The 15,389-nt window shown below is 64.1% G+C and carries 18 protein-coding genes; 16 read left to right on the forward strand and 2 right to left on the reverse strand.

Annotation, left to right across the window (positions count from 1 at the left end; genetic code table 11):
- Positions 1–69: 69 nt before the first annotated feature.
- From FSY59_RS05900 to FSY59_RS05940, 9 genes are all read left to right on the forward strand, one after another.
- Complete coding sequence (locus FSY59_RS05900; protein WP_003058662.1) at positions 70–699, forward strand: phospholipid-binding protein MlaC; 630 nt, start codon at positions 70–72, stop codon at positions 697–699.
- A gap of 19 nt (positions 700–718) precedes the next feature.
- The gene (locus FSY59_RS05905; protein WP_043370890.1) at positions 719–1,045 is read left to right on the forward strand and encodes a lipid asymmetry maintenance protein MlaB; all 327 of its coding nucleotides are present in this window, start codon (positions 719–721) and stop codon (positions 1,043–1,045) included.
- 74 nt (positions 1,046–1,119) lie between these two features.
- The gene (locus tag FSY59_RS05910; protein WP_029158508.1) at positions 1,120–2,055 is read left to right on the forward strand and encodes an ABC transporter ATP-binding protein; all 936 of its coding nucleotides are present in this window, start codon (positions 1,120–1,122) and stop codon (positions 2,053–2,055) included.
- Entirely contained in the window at positions 2,052–2,807 is a 756-nt protein-coding gene (locus FSY59_RS05915) for an ABC transporter permease (RefSeq protein ID WP_057091545.1), read from the forward strand. The genes FSY59_RS05910 and FSY59_RS05915 overlap by 4 nt, the downstream gene beginning before the upstream one ends.
- 73 nt (positions 2,808–2,880) lie before the next feature.
- The gene (locus FSY59_RS05920) at positions 2,881–3,123 is read left to right on the forward strand and encodes a BolA family protein (protein WP_003058653.1); all 243 of its coding nucleotides are present in this window, start codon (positions 2,881–2,883) and stop codon (positions 3,121–3,123) included.
- A 92-nt stretch (positions 3,124–3,215) separates the two neighbouring features.
- Positions 3,216–4,487 carry a UDP-N-acetylglucosamine 1-carboxyvinyltransferase gene (gene murA / locus FSY59_RS05925; RefSeq protein WP_148728661.1) on the forward strand — a complete coding sequence of 424 codons (1,272 nt, stop codon included), beginning with the start codon at positions 3,216–3,218 and terminating at the stop codon, positions 4,485–4,487.
- Entirely contained in the window at positions 4,484–5,146 is a 663-nt protein-coding gene (gene hisG / locus FSY59_RS05930) for an ATP phosphoribosyltransferase (protein ID WP_003058649.1), read from the forward strand. Before murA ends, hisG begins: the two co-directional genes overlap by 4 nt.
- Positions 5,147–5,167: 21 nt before the next feature.
- Positions 5,168–6,484 (forward strand): histidinol dehydrogenase, encoded by a 1,317-nt coding sequence (gene hisD, locus FSY59_RS05935; RefSeq protein WP_043370893.1) that lies wholly within the window; start codon positions 5,168–5,170, stop codon positions 6,482–6,484.
- A gap of 213 nt (positions 6,485–6,697) precedes the next feature.
- A complete protein-coding gene (locus FSY59_RS05940) occupies positions 6,698–7,507 on the forward strand; it encodes a hypothetical protein (protein WP_253279209.1) in 810 nt (269 codons plus the stop codon).
- A gap of 35 nt (positions 7,508–7,542) precedes the next feature.
- Here FSY59_RS05940 and FSY59_RS05945 read toward each other — a convergent pair whose 3' ends face one another.
- Positions 7,543–9,108, reverse strand: coding sequence for a serine hydrolase (locus FSY59_RS05945; RefSeq protein ID WP_148728662.1), 1,566 nt, complete (start codon positions 9,106–9,108; stop codon positions 7,543–7,545).
- A 156-nt stretch (positions 9,109–9,264) separates the two neighbouring features.
- Between FSY59_RS05945 and FSY59_RS27650 the strand changes: the two genes are divergently transcribed.
- The 7 genes from FSY59_RS27650 to FSY59_RS05975 all read left to right on the forward strand — a co-directional run bounded on the left by FSY59_RS27650 (position 9,265) and on the right by FSY59_RS05975 (position 14,351).
- Positions 9,265–9,537: a hypothetical protein gene (locus tag FSY59_RS27650; RefSeq protein WP_255439189.1), complete on the forward strand. Its 273-nt coding sequence runs from the start codon at positions 9,265–9,267 to the stop codon at positions 9,535–9,537.
- The gene (locus tag FSY59_RS27655; RefSeq protein ID WP_003058641.1) at positions 9,534–9,974 is read left to right on the forward strand and encodes a PIN domain-containing protein; all 441 of its coding nucleotides are present in this window, start codon (positions 9,534–9,536) and stop codon (positions 9,972–9,974) included. The genes FSY59_RS27650 and FSY59_RS27655 overlap by 4 nt, the downstream gene beginning before the upstream one ends.
- A gap of 69 nt (positions 9,975–10,043) precedes the next feature.
- Positions 10,044–11,162 (forward strand): histidinol-phosphate transaminase, encoded by a 1,119-nt coding sequence (gene hisC / locus FSY59_RS05955; RefSeq protein WP_043370900.1) that lies wholly within the window; start codon positions 10,044–10,046, stop codon positions 11,160–11,162.
- A complete protein-coding gene (gene hisB, locus FSY59_RS05960; protein ID WP_148728663.1) occupies positions 11,159–11,782 on the forward strand; it encodes an imidazoleglycerol-phosphate dehydratase HisB in 624 nt (207 codons plus the stop codon). Before hisC ends, hisB begins: the two co-directional genes overlap by 4 nt.
- 81 nt (positions 11,783–11,863) lie before the next feature.
- Complete coding sequence (gene hisH, locus FSY59_RS05965) at positions 11,864–12,532, forward strand: imidazole glycerol phosphate synthase subunit HisH (protein ID WP_043370902.1); 669 nt, start codon at positions 11,864–11,866, stop codon at positions 12,530–12,532.
- A gap of 216 nt (positions 12,533–12,748) precedes the next feature.
- Positions 12,749–13,492 carry a 1-(5-phosphoribosyl)-5-[(5-phosphoribosylamino)methylideneamino]imidazole-4-carboxamide isomerase gene (gene hisA, locus FSY59_RS05970; protein WP_003058631.1) on the forward strand — a complete coding sequence of 248 codons (744 nt, stop codon included), beginning with the start codon at positions 12,749–12,751 and terminating at the stop codon, positions 13,490–13,492.
- Positions 13,485–14,351, forward strand: a complete 867-nt coding sequence (locus FSY59_RS05975) for a D-hexose-6-phosphate mutarotase (protein ID WP_148728664.1) — start codon at positions 13,485–13,487, stop codon at positions 14,349–14,351. The genes hisA and FSY59_RS05975 overlap by 8 nt, the downstream gene beginning before the upstream one ends.
- Before the next feature lie 142 nt (positions 14,352–14,493).
- On the opposite strand, the gene FSY59_RS05980 is transcribed toward FSY59_RS05975, so the two are convergent.
- The gene (locus FSY59_RS05980) at positions 14,494–15,363 is read right to left on the reverse strand and encodes a hypothetical protein (protein ID WP_172671621.1); all 870 of its coding nucleotides are present in this window, start codon (positions 15,361–15,363) and stop codon (positions 14,494–14,496) included.
- Positions 15,364–15,389 lie beyond the last annotated feature (26 nt).

Consider the following 15,389-nt stretch of genomic DNA (forward strand, 5'->3'; position numbering starts at 1 on the left):
CTTGGTTACAAACATGATGCACAGGCTGCGCGAGTGCGGTGACACTTGCGGGCCTAGGAGAAAAACGCAATGAAGATTACTCGTCGCATGTGGGGCATGGCAGCAGGTGCCATGCTCGCCCTGAATCTGGGTTTGCCTGCTCAGGCCGCTGAGGAGGCGCCCGATGCCCTGGTCAAGCGCGTCTCTGCCGATGTGCTGGAGACCATCAAGAAGGATGCCTCGCTGCGCAACGGCGACTCCGGCAAGATCAATGCGCTGGTCAACGAGAAGGTCATGCCCTATGTGGACTTTCGCCGCATGACATCGGCCGCCGTCGGTCCGGCCTGGCGCCAGGCCACGCCCGAGCAGCGTCAGAAGCTGCAGGACGAGTTCAAGGCCCTGTTGATTCGCACCTATGCGGGAGCCCTGTCCCAGGTCGGCGATCAGACCATTACCGTCAGGCCTGTGCGCATGGCTGCCGGTGACACCGATGTGCTGGTTCGAACCCAGGTCAACGGCCGTGGCGATCCCGTGCAGCTGGATTTCCGTCTGGAAAAGCAGGCTACGGGCTGGAAGCTCTACAACTTCAACGTGCTCGGCGTGTGGCTGGTGGAGACCTACCGCAACCAGTTTGCGCAGGAAATCAATGCCAACGGCATCGACGGCCTGATCAAGACCCTGGCCTCGCGCAGCTCCATGCCGGCCACGGCCACCAAGTAAGCAAAGCGCTTCAGACGTCATGGCCCGCTCAGCTAGCAACCCTCTGCAACTGCCCAAGGAACTGACCTATCGTCAGGGGCGCGACTGTCTGCTGCGCCTGCGCCCGCTGGTCACCGGCCATGCGGATGCCCTGGTGGTGGTGGATGCCAGCGCCGTCAAGGTCTTCGACTCGGCGGCCCTGGCCGTGCTGCTGGCCTGCCGGCGCGCTGCGCAGGAGGCGGGCAAGCAGCTCATCGTCGAGGGTCTGCCCAAGGGGTTGCAGTCCATGGCCGCGCTGTATGGCGTGGACGGCTTGCTGATGCCCGCTCCTATGCCCGATGCGGCCGCCACCGCTCAGCAGGGCTAGGCTGACGAATCACTGTGTCCGGCTAAGCCCCGCCAAGGCAGAGGCTGTGGGCAAGCCCTAGAATCATGGGCTCCATGTCCGCAGTCTCATTCCAATCCGTCTCCAAGACCTACCGCACCCCCAAGGGGGATTTCCAGGCCCTCAAATCGGTGAGCCTGGATATCGAGGAAGGTGAATTCTTCGGTCTGCTCGGCCCCAACGGTGCCGGCAAGACCACGATGATCAGCATCCTCGCCGGACTGGCGCAAGCCACGGGCGGGCGCGTGCTGGTGCAGGGCAGCGATGTGCAGGCCGATTACGCCGATGCACGCCGCAAGCTGGGCATCGTGCCGCAGGAGCTGGTGTTCGACCCCTTCTTCAATGTGCGCGAGGCCTTGAAGTTCCAGTCTGGATACTTCGGCGTCAAGAACAACGATGACTGGATAGACGAGCTGCTCGACAGCCTGGGCCTGACGGACAAGGCCCACAACAATATGCGTCAGCTCTCGGGCGGCATGAAGCGCCGCGTGCTGGTGGCCCAGGCCCTGGTGCACAAGCCGCCCATCATCGTGCTGGACGAACCCACGGCCGGCGTGGACGTGGAGCTGCGCCAGACGCTGTGGCATTTCATTGCCAAGCTCAACAAGCAGGGCCATACGGTGCTGCTGACTACTCACTATCTGGAAGAGGCCGAGGCACTGTGCAGCCGCGTGGCCATGCTCAAGCGCGGCGAGATCATCAAGCTCTCGCCCATGAGCGAGCTGCTCAAGTCGGCTTCCAGCAATGTGTTGCAGTTCAAGACCGATAGCGTCCTGCCCAAGGCCGTGGCCGACAGGGCGCGGGTCACCGGTCGAATCGTGCAGATTCCCGCCGCCCATGCCGGCGATGTGGAGCAGCTGCTGGCCGCTTTGCGCGAGGCGGGCGTGACCCCCGAGGATGTGGAGATCCGCCGTGCGGATCTGGAAGATGTGTTCATCCACATCATGAATGAAGGCTCCAGGACACAGGCTCCTGCAGGAGGTGTCCAATGAACGGCTGGCAGACCCTGCTCAAGAAGGAAGTGCTGCGCTTCTGGAAAGTGAGCTTTCAGACCGTCGCCGCACCGGTGCTCACGGCCGTGCTGTATCTGCTGGTTTTCGGCCATGTGCTCGAAGGCCGGGTCATGGTCTATGACCGCATCCCCTACACCGCGTTTCTGATTCCCGGTCTGGTGATGATGAGCATGTTGCAAAACGCGTTTGCCAACAGCTCGTCCAGCCTGGTGCAGAGCAAGATCATGGGCTCGCTGGTATTCGTGCTGCTCACGCCGCTGTCGCATTGGGCCTGGTTCAGCGCCTATGTGGGCGCGGCGATTCTGCGCGGCCTGCTGGTGGGGCTGGGCGTGTTTGTGGTCACCTTGTTCTTTGCGGTGCCCGACTTTGCCGCGCCGCTGTGGATTCTGGTGTTCGGCTTTCTGGGTTGTGCCCTGATGGGCACGCTGGGCCTGATCGCTGGCCTCTGGGCCGAGAAGTTCGACCAGATGGCTGCCTTCCAGAACTTTCTGATCATGCCCCTGACTTTTCTGTCCGGTGTCTTCTATTCCGTGCACTCGCTGCCCGGCTTCTGGCAGGCGGTCAGCCATGTCAACCCGTTCTTCTACATGATCGACGGCTTCCGCTATGGCTTCTTCGGCCAGAGCGATGTCTCGCCCTGGTTCAGCTTTGCCATCGTGGGCGCTGCCTGGCTGGCCGTGAGCGCGCTGGCCGTGCACCTGCTGCGCATCGGCTACAAGATTCGTAACTGATTTTTAGAATTGACGCAGGGCTGCTTGCGAGACAATGACCGGTTTCGCCAGCTTTTGCGCATAAAGGTTCCCCATGACTGCAGACCAACTCAAAGACCTGATCGCCGCCGGCCTGCCCTGCGAGCATATTGCGCTGGAAGGCGATGGCCGACATTGGTTTGCCACCATCGTGTCTGCGCAGTTCGAAGGCCAGCGTCTGCTGGGTCGTCAGCGCCTGGTCTATGCCACGCTGGGCAATCGCATGGCCACCGATGAAGTCCATGCGCTGTCCATGAAGACCTATACCCCGGCAGAATGGACGGCTGCCCAGGCATGAGGCGGCTTGCAAAGCAAGATTGATAGCTGTCAGTGCTTGATACACAAGCGCTGAGTGCATTTTTTACCTATAAACATTCAAGGCTTGAAGCCATGGACAAACTCAAGATCCACGGTGGTCGTCCCCTCAAGGGCGAAGTGATCATTTCCGGCGCCAAAAACGCCGCTCTGCCTGAAATGTGTGCCGCACTGCTCACCGCCGAGCCCGTGCATCTGCACAATGTGCCGCGTCTGCATGATGTGGCCACCATGCGCAAGCTGCTGGCCAACATGGGCGTGCAGACCGAGACCCATGGCGAACGCGGCGGCATGAGCTTTGTGGCTCCCGACAGCCTGACGCCTGAAGCGCCTTACGAGCTGGTCAAGACCATGCGCGCCTCGGTACTGGCCCTGGGCCCGTTGCTGGCCCGCTTCGGCCATGCCAAGGTGTCGCTGCCTGGCGGTTGCGCGATCGGCTCTCGCCCCGTGGATCAGCACATCAAGGGCCTGCAGGCCATGGGTGCCATCATCACCGTGGAAAACGGCTATATGCAGGCCAGCCTGCCCGAGGGCCGCAAGCGTCTGAAGGGCGCACGCATCACCACCGACATGGTGACCGTGACCGGTACCGAGAACTTCCTGATGGCCGCTGCGCTGGCCGAAGGCGAGACGGTGCTGGAAAATGCCGCCATGGAGCCCGAAATCACCGATCTGGCCGAGATGCTGATCAAGATGGGGGCCCAGATCACCGGCCACGGCACCAGCCATATCGTGATTCAGGGCGTGGACAAGCTGCATGGCTGCGAGCACCAGGTGGTGGCCGACCGTATCGAGGCCGGTACCTTCCTCTGTGCCGTGGCGGCCACCAGCGGAGAAGCCTTGCTGCACCACGCACGCGCCGATCATCTGGGCGCCGTGATCGACAAGCTCAAGGATGCGGGCGTGAGCGTGGACTGCGTGGACGGCGGCCTGAAGGTGGCGTCCTCCGGCAGGCTCAAGGCGCAGGGCTTTCGCACCACCGAATATCCGGGCTTTCCCACCGATATGCAGGCCCAGTTCATGGCGCTGAATCTGGTGGCCGAAGGCACCAGCATGGTGACCGAGACCATCTTCGAGAACCGCTTCATGCATGTCAACGAGATGGTGCGCCTGGGCGCGCGCATCACCACCGATGGCCGCGTGGCGACCATCGAAGGCGGCAAGCGCCTGTCCGGCGCCACCGTGATGGCGACCGACCTGCGGGCTTCGGCCAGCCTGGTGATTGCCGGTCTGGTGGCCGAGGGCGAGACCATCGTCGATCGCATCTACCACCTGGATCGTGGCTACGACCGCATGGAAGACAAGCTGCGCGCCCTGGGCGCCGATATCGAGAGAATTTCCGCATGAGCACCGCAACGCCTGTGACCATTGCCCTGTCCAAGGGCCGCATTTTTGAAGAAACCGTACCCCTGCTGGCAGCTGCCGGCATCGAGGTGACCGAGGATGTGGAAAAGTCGCGCAAGCTGATTTTCGACACCAACCGCTCCGATGTGCGCGTGGTGCTGGTGCGTGCTTCGGACGTGCCCGTCTATGTGCAATACGGCGGCGCGGATCTGGGCGTCTCGGGCCTGGATTCGCTGATCGAGCATGGCGGCCAGGGCCTGTACCAGCCGCTGGACCTGCAGATTGCCAAGTGCCGCGTCAGCGTGGCCGTGCGCAACGGCTTCGACTACCAACTGGCCGTCAAGCAGGGCGCGCGTCTGCGCATCGCCACCAAGTACCCCGAGATCGCCCGAAACTTCTTTGCCAAGAAGGGCGTGCACGTGGACATGGTCAAGCTCTACGGCTCCATGGAGCTGGCACCTTTGACCGGCATGGCCGATGCCATCGTCGACCTGGTGTCCACCGGCAACACGCTCAAGGCCAATGATCTGGTCGAGGTCGAGCCCATCATGGACATCAGCTCGCGCCTGGTCGTCAACCAGGCTTCGCTCAAGCTCAAACAGGCTCCGCTGCGTCACATCATCGATGCGTTTGCGCAGGCCGTTGCCGCCAAGAACAACTGATTTTCCCCACTGGTGAATACTATGGAATTCGTAGCTGCCCCCGCCCGTCTGTCAACAGTTGATGCCCAGTTCGAGCATGATTTCGCGCAGCGTCTGCACTGGTCGGCGGACACGGATGCAGCCATCGAGCAGCGGGTCGCCGACATCCTGGCCGATGTCCAGGCCCGCGGCGATGACGCCGTGCTGGAATACACGGCACGCTTTGACGGCCTGCAGGCCGATTCCATGGCGGCGCTGGAGCTGACCAAGCAGGAGCTGAAAGCCGCCTTCGACAGCCTGCCTGCTGCCGAGCGCGAAGCGCTGGAGTCGGCGGCACGCCGTGTGCGCAGCTACCACGAAGCGCAGAAGAAGGCCAATGGCGAGAGCTGGAGCTACCGTGACGAGGACGGCACGCTGCTGGGCCAGAAGGTCACGCCGCTGGATCGCGTGGGCATTTACGTGCCTGGCGGCAAGGCGGCCTATCCGTCGAGCGTGCTGATGAACGCCATTCCCGCCCATGTGGCCGGTGTGCAGGACATCATCATGGTCGTGCCGACGCCCCAGGGTCAGAAGAACCCGCTGGTGCTGGCTGCTGCCTATGTGGCGGGTGTGCACCGCGCCTTCACCGTCGGTGGCGCCCAGGCCGTGGCGGCGCTGGCCTACGGCACGGCCACCGTGCCCAAGGTGGACAAGATCACCGGCCCTGGCAATGCCTATGTGGCTAGCGCCAAGAAGCGCGTGTTCGGCATCGTGGGCATCGACATGATTGCCGGTCCTTCTGAAATCCTGGTGCTAGCCGACGGCACAACCCCACCCGACTGGGTGGCCATGGATCTGTTCAGTCAAGCCGAGCACGACGAGCTGGCCCAGTCCATCCTGCTGTGCCCCGATGCGGCCTATCTCGACGCCGTCCAGGCCGCGATCGACCGCCTGCTGCCCGAGATGCCGCGCAAGGCCATCATCGCCAAGAGCCTGAACGACCGCGGTGCACTGATTCTGACGCGCGACATGGAAGAAGCCTGTGCCATTTCCAACCGCATTGCGCCCGAGCATCTGGAAGTCTCCAGCCGCGACCCGCACCGCTGGGAGCCTCTGCTCAGGCACGCCGGCGCCATCTTCCTGGGCGCATATACGTCGGAGAGCCTGGGCGACTACTGCGCCGGCCCGAATCACGTGCTGCCCACCAGCGGCACGGCACGCTTTTCCTCGCCTCTGGGGGTGTATGACTTCCAGAAGCGCAGCTCCATCATCGAAGTCAGCGAGGCTGGCGCCCAGATCCTGGGCAAGACCGCCGCCGTGCTGGCCTATGGCGAAGGTCTGCAGGGTCACGCCCGTGCAGCCGAAATGCGTCTGAAGTAAATCGGCGAGCGCTTGTCCCTTGAAGCCGTGGCCAGCCCACGGCTTTTTTCATTGCCGGGCAGGTCGGCATGCCCCCCCGTTCCGGGGCAAATCATCTCCAGATGTTTCCTGGTGCAGGAAAGTGCGGGTTTGCTGTGACACTCGGCGGGCTGCGTGGCAGCGCAGCATTCAATATGCCAATCACAACAAGGGAGCGTGAAGATGAATCAGGTCATGAGTTCCTGGCCGCAACGCGGCTGGCGTCTGCTGGGCGGGCTGCTGCTGGTCGCGGGGCTGGCCGCCTGCGGTGCACCGCCTTCGTCCCAGGTCGCAGACAGCGCGGCGGCAGCGCCGCGCACGCCCAGGGTCGAGTCCACACTGGGCACGCAATGGGGCGAAGGGCGGGAGTCGGTCACACGCACCGTGGAAGCCGCGCGCCTGGACCCCGAGCGCCCGCGCACCGTGGCGCAGCTGCGCTACTCCGATGAGGCCAGCATCCGCCGCGCCTTGGGCAGCAGCATGGATCAGCAGCTCAGCGTGCAACTGGCCGACGGCGACGTGGAGTGGGTGGTGCAGGACGGGCAGGGCCGGCCGCTGCCCATCTACAGCATGCGCGGCGCCCGCGACTATCAGCTGGCCGGCCGTCATGGCGAGCGCTACGAACTGGTCTACAGCAACCGCAGCCAGCGGCACTATGAGGTTGTGGTCACGGTGGACGGTCTGGATGTGCTCACCGGCCAGAGCGGCAGCGTGCGCAATGCCGGTTATCTGCTGCGCCCCGGCGAGACCCTGCGCATCGAGGGTTTTCGCAAGAGTCAGCGCGAAGTGGCAACCTTTCGTTTTGCCAGCAAGGAGCGGGCCTACGCCGGCAATACCCCGGCGGGCGATGCCCGCAACGTGGGGGTGATTGGAGCGGCCCTGTTTGAAGTCCGGCTGCAGGGGGCTGATGCCGCTCGGCCTGCGCCAGAGCCCCGTGGTGCGGCCGAGCCTGCGGCCTTTCCCGCCGACGGCAGATATGCCGCGCCGCCGCAGTATCGGCGCTGACGTCGGGAAGCTGCCGCCTGTTGCCGCAGCGTTTCTCAGACCTGCCTGCTGAACAGGCCGAGTCCGTCGTCGTCATAGAACTCCAGCCAGAGGCTTTGGGCCGGCGTCGTGTCGGCGGCCTCGAAAACCGCCAGCGAAATGCTGTGCGGGGCAGCGCTTTCGTTGCCCGGAACGAAGCAGAACTGGCTGCCGTTCCAGTGCTGCAGCACATAGGTCTGGGCCTGTGGGCCGATGCTCAGCTGCAGGCGGTTGTCGACGAGGCTGACCTGCACCGGGCCATGGTAGGCGTTGCCATAGCTTCCGGCATAGCGCTGCAGCGCACCCGGGGGCTGCGGTGCAGGCGGGGGCTGCTGGCCCAGCAGGGAGCCGGTGGGCGCCATCAGCGGAGCAATTTTCTCGCTGTACAGCGACCACCAGTCCTGCGTGAGGCTGCCGGTTTCCATCAGGTCCACGAACTGGCGGCACAGGGTTTCGGGAACGCCGATGGGAATGCCGTTGGTGAGCACGATGACGGCAGCGTCCAGAGAGGGTATGAGCATGAAGCAGGTGGCGGCGCCCAGCATGAAGGCACCCGAATGGCTGAGGAATGCCAGCCCGCCATCGGTCGCCCCGACATTGAAGCCAAAGCCGTAATGTCCGCCCGGAGCCTGGGCTTTCCATGCGGCTTGCAGGGCCGATGCAGCGACCAGCTCCTGCCCTTGCCAGCGCCCTTGAGCCAGCAGCAGGGACAGCCAGCGCGCCATGTCGTTGACGCTGGAGCTGGCGCCGCCAGCCGGGGACTGGGGGTCTGCATTGCGTGGCGTGCTGCGCTGCCAGCTGCCGTCATCGGCGCGCACATGCGGGCTGGCACGATTGACCTGCTGCATGAATTCGGCATGGACCGATGTGGTGCGCGTCATGCCCAGAGGCGCATACAGGGTCTGGTGTGACAGACTCGCCCAGTCCGAGTTGGCCGCGCCTGCGACGCCCACGGCGGCGGCGGTCAGGCCGGCATTGGTGTAGGCGTATTCGCTGCGCAGCGGCTTGACGGGCAGCAGGCGCAGCCGCTCCAGCACCACCTGCTGGCCGTTGCCCAGCTCCTCGAGCTTGTCGCCCGCATGGTCGGGCAGGCCGCTGCGGTGGGCAAACAGATCGCCCACGGTCAGCACCGCGCTGCTGCCCGGATTGCGCAGCGCAAACCAGGGCAGCAAGTCCTGCATGCGGCTGTCCCAGGAGACCCGTCGCTGGCCGACCTGGCGCGCCACCACGGTGGCGGCCAGGGATTTGGAGACCGAGGCCAGCTGGAACACGGTGTCGGCATTCACAGCCGCACTGCCGCCGGTCTCGCAAAGCCCCAAGCCTTGGGCGGCAAGCGTTTGCGCACCCTGGACCACGGCCCAGGCCATGCCCGGAACACCGCTGGCGCGGCGCAGCGTCGCGGCCAGCTCGGGCAGCCGCCGGGCCGCCTCTGCGGCGCTCAGGCCTTTTGCTGTTGCATCGTCTCCACCGCAGCCTGCCAGAGCCAGCCCGTAGCCGGCCGCGATCCCCAGGCCGGCTCCGGCGCGGACCGTACGATCGAGCATCTGGCGTCTGGTCCATGCAGTCTTGGATGGCTGGCTCATGATTTCTCCTCCCGGTTGTTGGGTCTGCGCTTGCACAGGGCTGCCGCGGGCTGGCTAGCCGCTTTTTTTTCGCAGTATGGATTCCGCCAGGCAATTCTGGCAATTTGAATTTCACACGAATTTCGTGTTGCACGAAATTCGTGTACCATGCAAGGCATGAAGAACGTCACCATCACCGTTGAAGACAGCGTGCTTGACTGGGCACGCATTGAAGCGGCCAGGCGCGGCAGCAGCGTCTCGCGCATGCTGGGTGACTTCATGGCCGAGCTGATGCAGCGCGAGGATGCCTACGAGCGAGCCTATCTGGCCTGGCGCACGGATGAGCGTACCTGGCAAGCTGCCGGCCAGTCGGCAAAATCCCTGGCGCGCAGTGCCAGCAGCAAACGGGCTGCAGCGCACAGCAATGCCGAAGCCGAGGTGGTCAAGTGAACCCTGTGTTTGTCGATACCTCGGTGCTGATTGCCGCGGAAGATGCGGCCGGCGGTGCGCTGTATGCGGCCACGCTGGAATGGCTGGATCTGCTGTGGCGCAGCCGCAGCGGCCGCACCAGCAATCAGGCTCTGGTGGAGTTCTATGACCAGGCGACCACGGCCGCCCTGCCCCTGCCTCAGGGCGATGCACGCGCCGCCATCCGCCGCTACCAGACCTGGACGCCCTGGAAGACCGACGCCGCCACGCTGGAGACGGCCTGGGCCGTACAGGCCCGCCATGCGCTGGATTTTGGCGACTGCCTGGCCGTGGCCTGCGCCCAGCACAGCGGCTGCAACCAGATGCTGAGCCTGCATCTGCCCCACGGGGCGGAGTTTGGCGGCGTAACCGTGGTGCACCCGCTGGAGCAAGCCGCCACGCAGAATCTTGAGGCTTGAGCGCCAGAATCGCAGCGATTGGTATCGACTGCATTGGCCAACGCAAGCCTCGTGCGAAGGAGTGAACCCATGACTGCTCAAGACATCCAGACCAAAGCCCTGCAACGCATCCGCGCCGATGTGCGCGCCATGCAGGGCTACCATGTGCAGCCCGCGCAAGGCCTGCTCAAGATGGACACGATGGAGAACCCCTACCGTCTGCCGCCCGAGTTGCAGCAGAAGCTGGGCGAGCATCTGGGCGCGCTCGAAATCAACCGCTATCCCGGCGAGCGCCAGGAAGTGCTCAAGCAGATGCTGGCCGACTACGCAGGCGCCCCCGCCGGCACCTCGGTGCTGCTGGGCAATGGCTCGGACGAGATCATCACCCTGCTGGCGCTGGCCACGGCCCAGCCTTGCAACAATGCCCGAGCCAAGATGCTGGCTCCCATGCCGGGTTTTGTGATGTATCCGCTGTCTGCCAAGCTGCAGGGGCTGGATTTCGTGGGCGTGAATCTGACGTCCGACTTCGATCTGGATGTGCCGGCCATGAAGGCCGCCATCGCCGAGCACCAGCCTGCCATCACCTATATCGCCTATCCCAACAATCCCACGGCCACGCTGTGGGCCGAGGACAAAGTGCAGTCCGTGATCGATGCCGTGGCCGAGATCGGTGGTCTGGTCGTGATGGATGAGGCCTACCAGCCCTTCGCCAGCCGCAGCTGGATCACCCGCATGAAGGCCGATCCTGCGCGCAATGCCCATGTGCTGCTGATGCGCACGCTGTCCAAGTTCGGTCTGGCCGGTGCGCGCCTGGGCTATCTGATCGGCCCTTCGGCCATCGTCAACGAGATCGACAAGGTGCGCCCGCCCTACAACATCAGCGTGCTCAACTGCGAGACGGCGATTTTTGCGTTGCAGCACGAGTCCCTATATGCCGAGCAGGCCGCCGCCATCCGCGCCGAACGCCAGCCGCTGATCGATGCCCTAGCCCTGCTGGACGGCGTGGAAAAAGTCTGGCCCTCCGAAGCCAATATGGTGCTGCTGCGCGTGCGCGACGCCGGCAAGGCCCAGATCGAGATGAAGCAGCGCGGCGTGCTGGTCAAGAACGTATCGGCCATGCACCCCTTGCTGCACAACTGCCTGCGCCTGACCGTGGGCACCCGCGAAGAAAACGCCCAGATGCTGGCGGCACTGAAAGAAAGCCTATGAGCAATATCGTCCCCACCATCGCCCAGAACCTGCCGCGCATTGCCGAAGTGCAGCGCAACACGGCCGAGACCCGCGTCGCCGTGCGCGTCAACCTCGACGGCACGGGCAAGGCCAGCCTGAACTCCGGCATCGGCTTTCTCGACCACATGCTGGACCAGATCGCGCGCCACGGCCTGATCGACATGGACATCGAATGCGCGGGTGATCTGCACATCGACGGCCACCACACGGTGGAAGACATCGGCATCACCCTGGGCCAGGCCTTCGCCAAGGCCATCGGCGACAAGAAAGGCATTCGCCGCTACGGTCATGCCTATGTGCCGCTGGACGAAGCCCTGAGCCGCGTCGTCATCGACTTCTCGGGCCGTCCCGGTCTGCACATGGATGTGAAGTTCACCGCCGGCAGCATCGGTCAGCTCGATACACAACTGGTCTTCGAATTCTTCCAGGGCTTTGTCAACCACGCCGGCGTGACGCTGCACATTGACAACCTGAAGGGCTTCAATGCCCACCACCAGTGCGAAACCATCTTCAAGGCCTTTGCGCGCGCCATGCGCTTTGCGCTGGAGCATGATGAGCGCATGGCCGGCGTGATTCCCTCGACCAAGGGTGCTCTGTAATCAGGAGCTTCATGCGCCTGTTCACAGTGAATTTCAAAGCTCTTTGTCTGTAAAAACAAATCTCCATAAGCGGTAGCTGCTATGAGTTTGAAGAACAACACCGTGGCCGTGGTCGATTACGGCATGGGCAACCTGCGCTCGGTCTCGCAGGCGGTGCGCACGGCTGCGGCCGATACCGGCTGGGAAGTGGTCGTTACGGCCGATCCCGAGGTGGTCCATGCCGCCAACCGCGTGATCCTGCCAGGTCAGGGCGCCATGCCCGACTGCATGCGCGAGCTGCGCGAATCGGGCCTGCAGCAGGCCGTGCTCGATGCTGCTGTCAACAAGCCGCTGTTCGGCGTCTGCGTGGGCATGCAGATGCTGCTCGACCACAGCGATGAGGGCGATGTGCCGGGCCTGGGGCTGATTCCCGGCAATGTGCGCAAGTTCGACCTGGAAGGCAGGACACAAGCCGACGGCAGCCGCTTCAAGGTGCCGCAGATGGGCTGGAACCAGGTGCAGCAGACGCAGCAGGGCGGCAAGCCCCATGCACTGTGGGCCGGAATTCCCGACGGCAGCTTCTACTACTTCGTGCACAGCTTTTATGCACTGGTGCAACAAAGCGCGCATTGCGCGGCCGAGACCGACTATGGCGGCCTCTTTGCATGTGCCGTCGCACGCGATAATATTTTCGCAACCCAGTTCCACCCCGAGAAAAGCTCGGACCAGGGACTGGCGCTGTTCCGCAACTTCCTGGGCTGGAAGCCCTAAAGGTCAACATTGAACCAGTCTTTGCGCGCATCGCATCCCTGGCTTGGGCGGTCTGCAGCGTTGCAAATCCTCGCCGGGCGATCAGCCCTGCTGTGGTTTGCGTCTCGCAGCCCATCCCAATCCAGTGCGCGCTGCATCGCAGGACTTATTCATTGTCAACCCGAGTTTTTTCAACCGGCCATTTCTGACGGCCAAACTTGCTAGCAGATCACCATCATGTTGCTCATCCCCGCTATCGACCTCAAGGACGGCCACTGCGTTCGCCTGATTCAGGGTGATATGGACCAGTCCACCACTTTCGGTGAAGACCCCGCAGCCATGGCCGCCAAATGGCTGGATGCCGGCGCCCGTCGCTTGCACCTGGTGGACCTGAACGGCGCCTTTGCGGGTCAGCCCAAGAACCTGTCTGCCATCAAGAGTATCCTCAAGGAAGTCGATGGCGAGATTCCCGTGCAGCTGGGCGGCGGCATCCGTGATCTGGACACCATCGAGCGCTATATCGATCTGGGCATCGAGTACCTGATCATCGGCACCGCTGCCGTGAAGAACCCCGGTTTCCTGCAGGATGCCTGCAGTGCCTTTCCCGGCCACATCATCGTGGGCCTGGACGCCAAGGACGGCAAGGTGGCCATCGATGGCTGGAGCAAGCTCACCGGCCAGGACGTGATCGAGACCGCCAAGCGCTTCGAGGACTGGGGCGTGGAATCCATCATCTACACCGACATCGGTCGTGACGGCATGCTCAGCGGCATCAATATCGACGCCACCGTCAAGCTGGCCCAGTCGCTGAAGATTCCGGTCATCGCCTCGGGTGGTCTGGCCGGCATGGCCGACATCGAAGCGCTGTGCAAGGTGCAGGACGAAGGCGTGGAAGGTGTGATCTGCGGCCGCGCCATCTATACCGGCGATCTGGACTTCGCCGCAGGCCAGGAGCGTGCGGACGAACTCACGGGTGAGTGATTTGGCGTTTCAGGCCCAGACTCTGGACTGGAAAGGGCTCCCCGCGATTGCCCTGAAGCTGGGCCGGGGGGATTCGGTGCTGATCTGCCTGCAGGGTGCCCAGGTGCTGTCCTGGGTCGGCCTGGGGCAGGAGCGCCTGTTCCTCAGTCCCCGCGCATCCCATGACGGCAAGAGCGCCATTCGTGGCGGCATTCCGGTCTGCTTTCCCCAGTTCAATCAACGCGGCCCGCTGGTCAAGCATGGCTTTGCGCGCCTCAGCCACTGGCAGGCCGATGCTGCGCAGCCTTCGGGCGAGGATGGTGCGCAGATCTCCCTGCGCCTGACGGACAGCGAAGCCACGCGCGCTGTCTGGCCGCATGCCTTTGAAGCCGTGCTCACGGTTGAGCTCAGGCCCGGCATGTTGCGTGTGGAGCTGGCCGTGCATAACCGTGGCCGGCAGGAGCTTTCTTTCACTGCAGCCTTGCACGGCTATCTGCGCGTGGCGCAGGTCGAGCAGGCCAGCTTGCACGGCCTTGAAGGGCTGAGCTACTGGGATGCTGCTGCGGCTCAGCCGGACACCCATGTCACGCAGGAGGGCTGCGTCAGCTTCGGTGCGGAGACCGATCGCGTCTATCCCCGTGCGGCGGCAGCCCTGCAGCTGCAAAGCTCGGGCCAGCCCTGGCTGCAGCTTGCCCAGGATATGCCCTGGAGCGAAACCGTGGTCTGGAATCCCGGACCCGCACTTTGCGCCACGCTCAAGGACATGGAAGCCGACAGCTGGCAGCAGATGCTATGCGTGGAGGCGGCGGCCATTGATACGCCTGTGGTTCTTGCAGCCGACCAGCGCTGGCAGGCGGCGCAGACCTTCGAATGCTTTTGAAGCACTGAACGGGCAGGGGTGAGACCAGCCCGAGCCTGGATCGGTCCGTGTGCGCAGATCTGTGGGCGTGCGGGCTTGCAGCCTGTTCAATCCTGTCGCCGGCTCCATGAGCCCAAGCCGCAGTAGCAGGGCGCAAGGCTGCTCATCGGGGTTTGCTGCCCAGGGCATCCGCCAAGGCATCGACCAGAGGCGGGTTCAGGTAATGCGGGCCGTCGAAGGCGAAGACCGTCCAGCCCTGGTAGGCCGCCAGTTGCGGCAGAAACTCCTCTGCCATGGCGCTGCGAAAGCCGCCGCCCGGCGCAGGCCGGAAGGCTTCGGCAATCACGCGCACACGCGCATGCCCCAGATGGGCCGTCAGCATTTGCAGATACTCGCGTGCCACGGAAGGCGTGCGCGCGTGCACGCCGACGCCGTCCTGGAAGAACACTCCCACGTCTTCCGGTATCCAGCGCATGATCCAGTCCACCAGCGCCTGAGGCCCCATATTGGCGTTGTCATAGGCGCTGATCCACAGCGGACGCGGCAGTTTGTTGAGCACCTCGGTGAGCTGACTGGGGGCTGCCCAGGTCGGGTCGATCTCGACCGGAAAGTACCAGCCGGCAACCCGCAGCGGCAGCGCTGTGATGGCCGCCTTCAAGGCATAGGACTGCATCGCCAGATCCGCGAGGCTGGCGCGCGCCCTGGTCTCGTCATGCATGCCGGCCAGGCCAAGAATCAGTTCCTGCGCCCAGGGCTCGGCCGCGATGCGCTCCCAGTCCGGCAGGTTGCGGCTCATCGCGGGCAGATAGGTGCCGGGCACCAGGCTCAGATGGTCCACGGCCGTCCATTGCACCAGCAGGCGTCGAATGCCCAGGCGCTGCCATGCGCCATGGGGGCGCAGCGTGGCGGCACTGGGCTGCCAGACCATGCCGGGCAGGCGCAGGCCGGGCTTGGCCTTCGCCTCGGACAGACCGCAGGCCAGTGCCCAGCCCAGGCCCAGGGCCTCGCGTCTGCTGCATCGTTGCATCGTCATATCGATGGGGTGGAGCGCTTTCTCCC

It is taken from the genome of Comamonas sp. Z3, from assembly GCF_008121565.1.
In the GTDB taxonomy this organism is placed as follows: Bacteria; Pseudomonadota; Gammaproteobacteria; order Burkholderiales; family Burkholderiaceae_C; genus Comamonas; species Comamonas brasiliensis.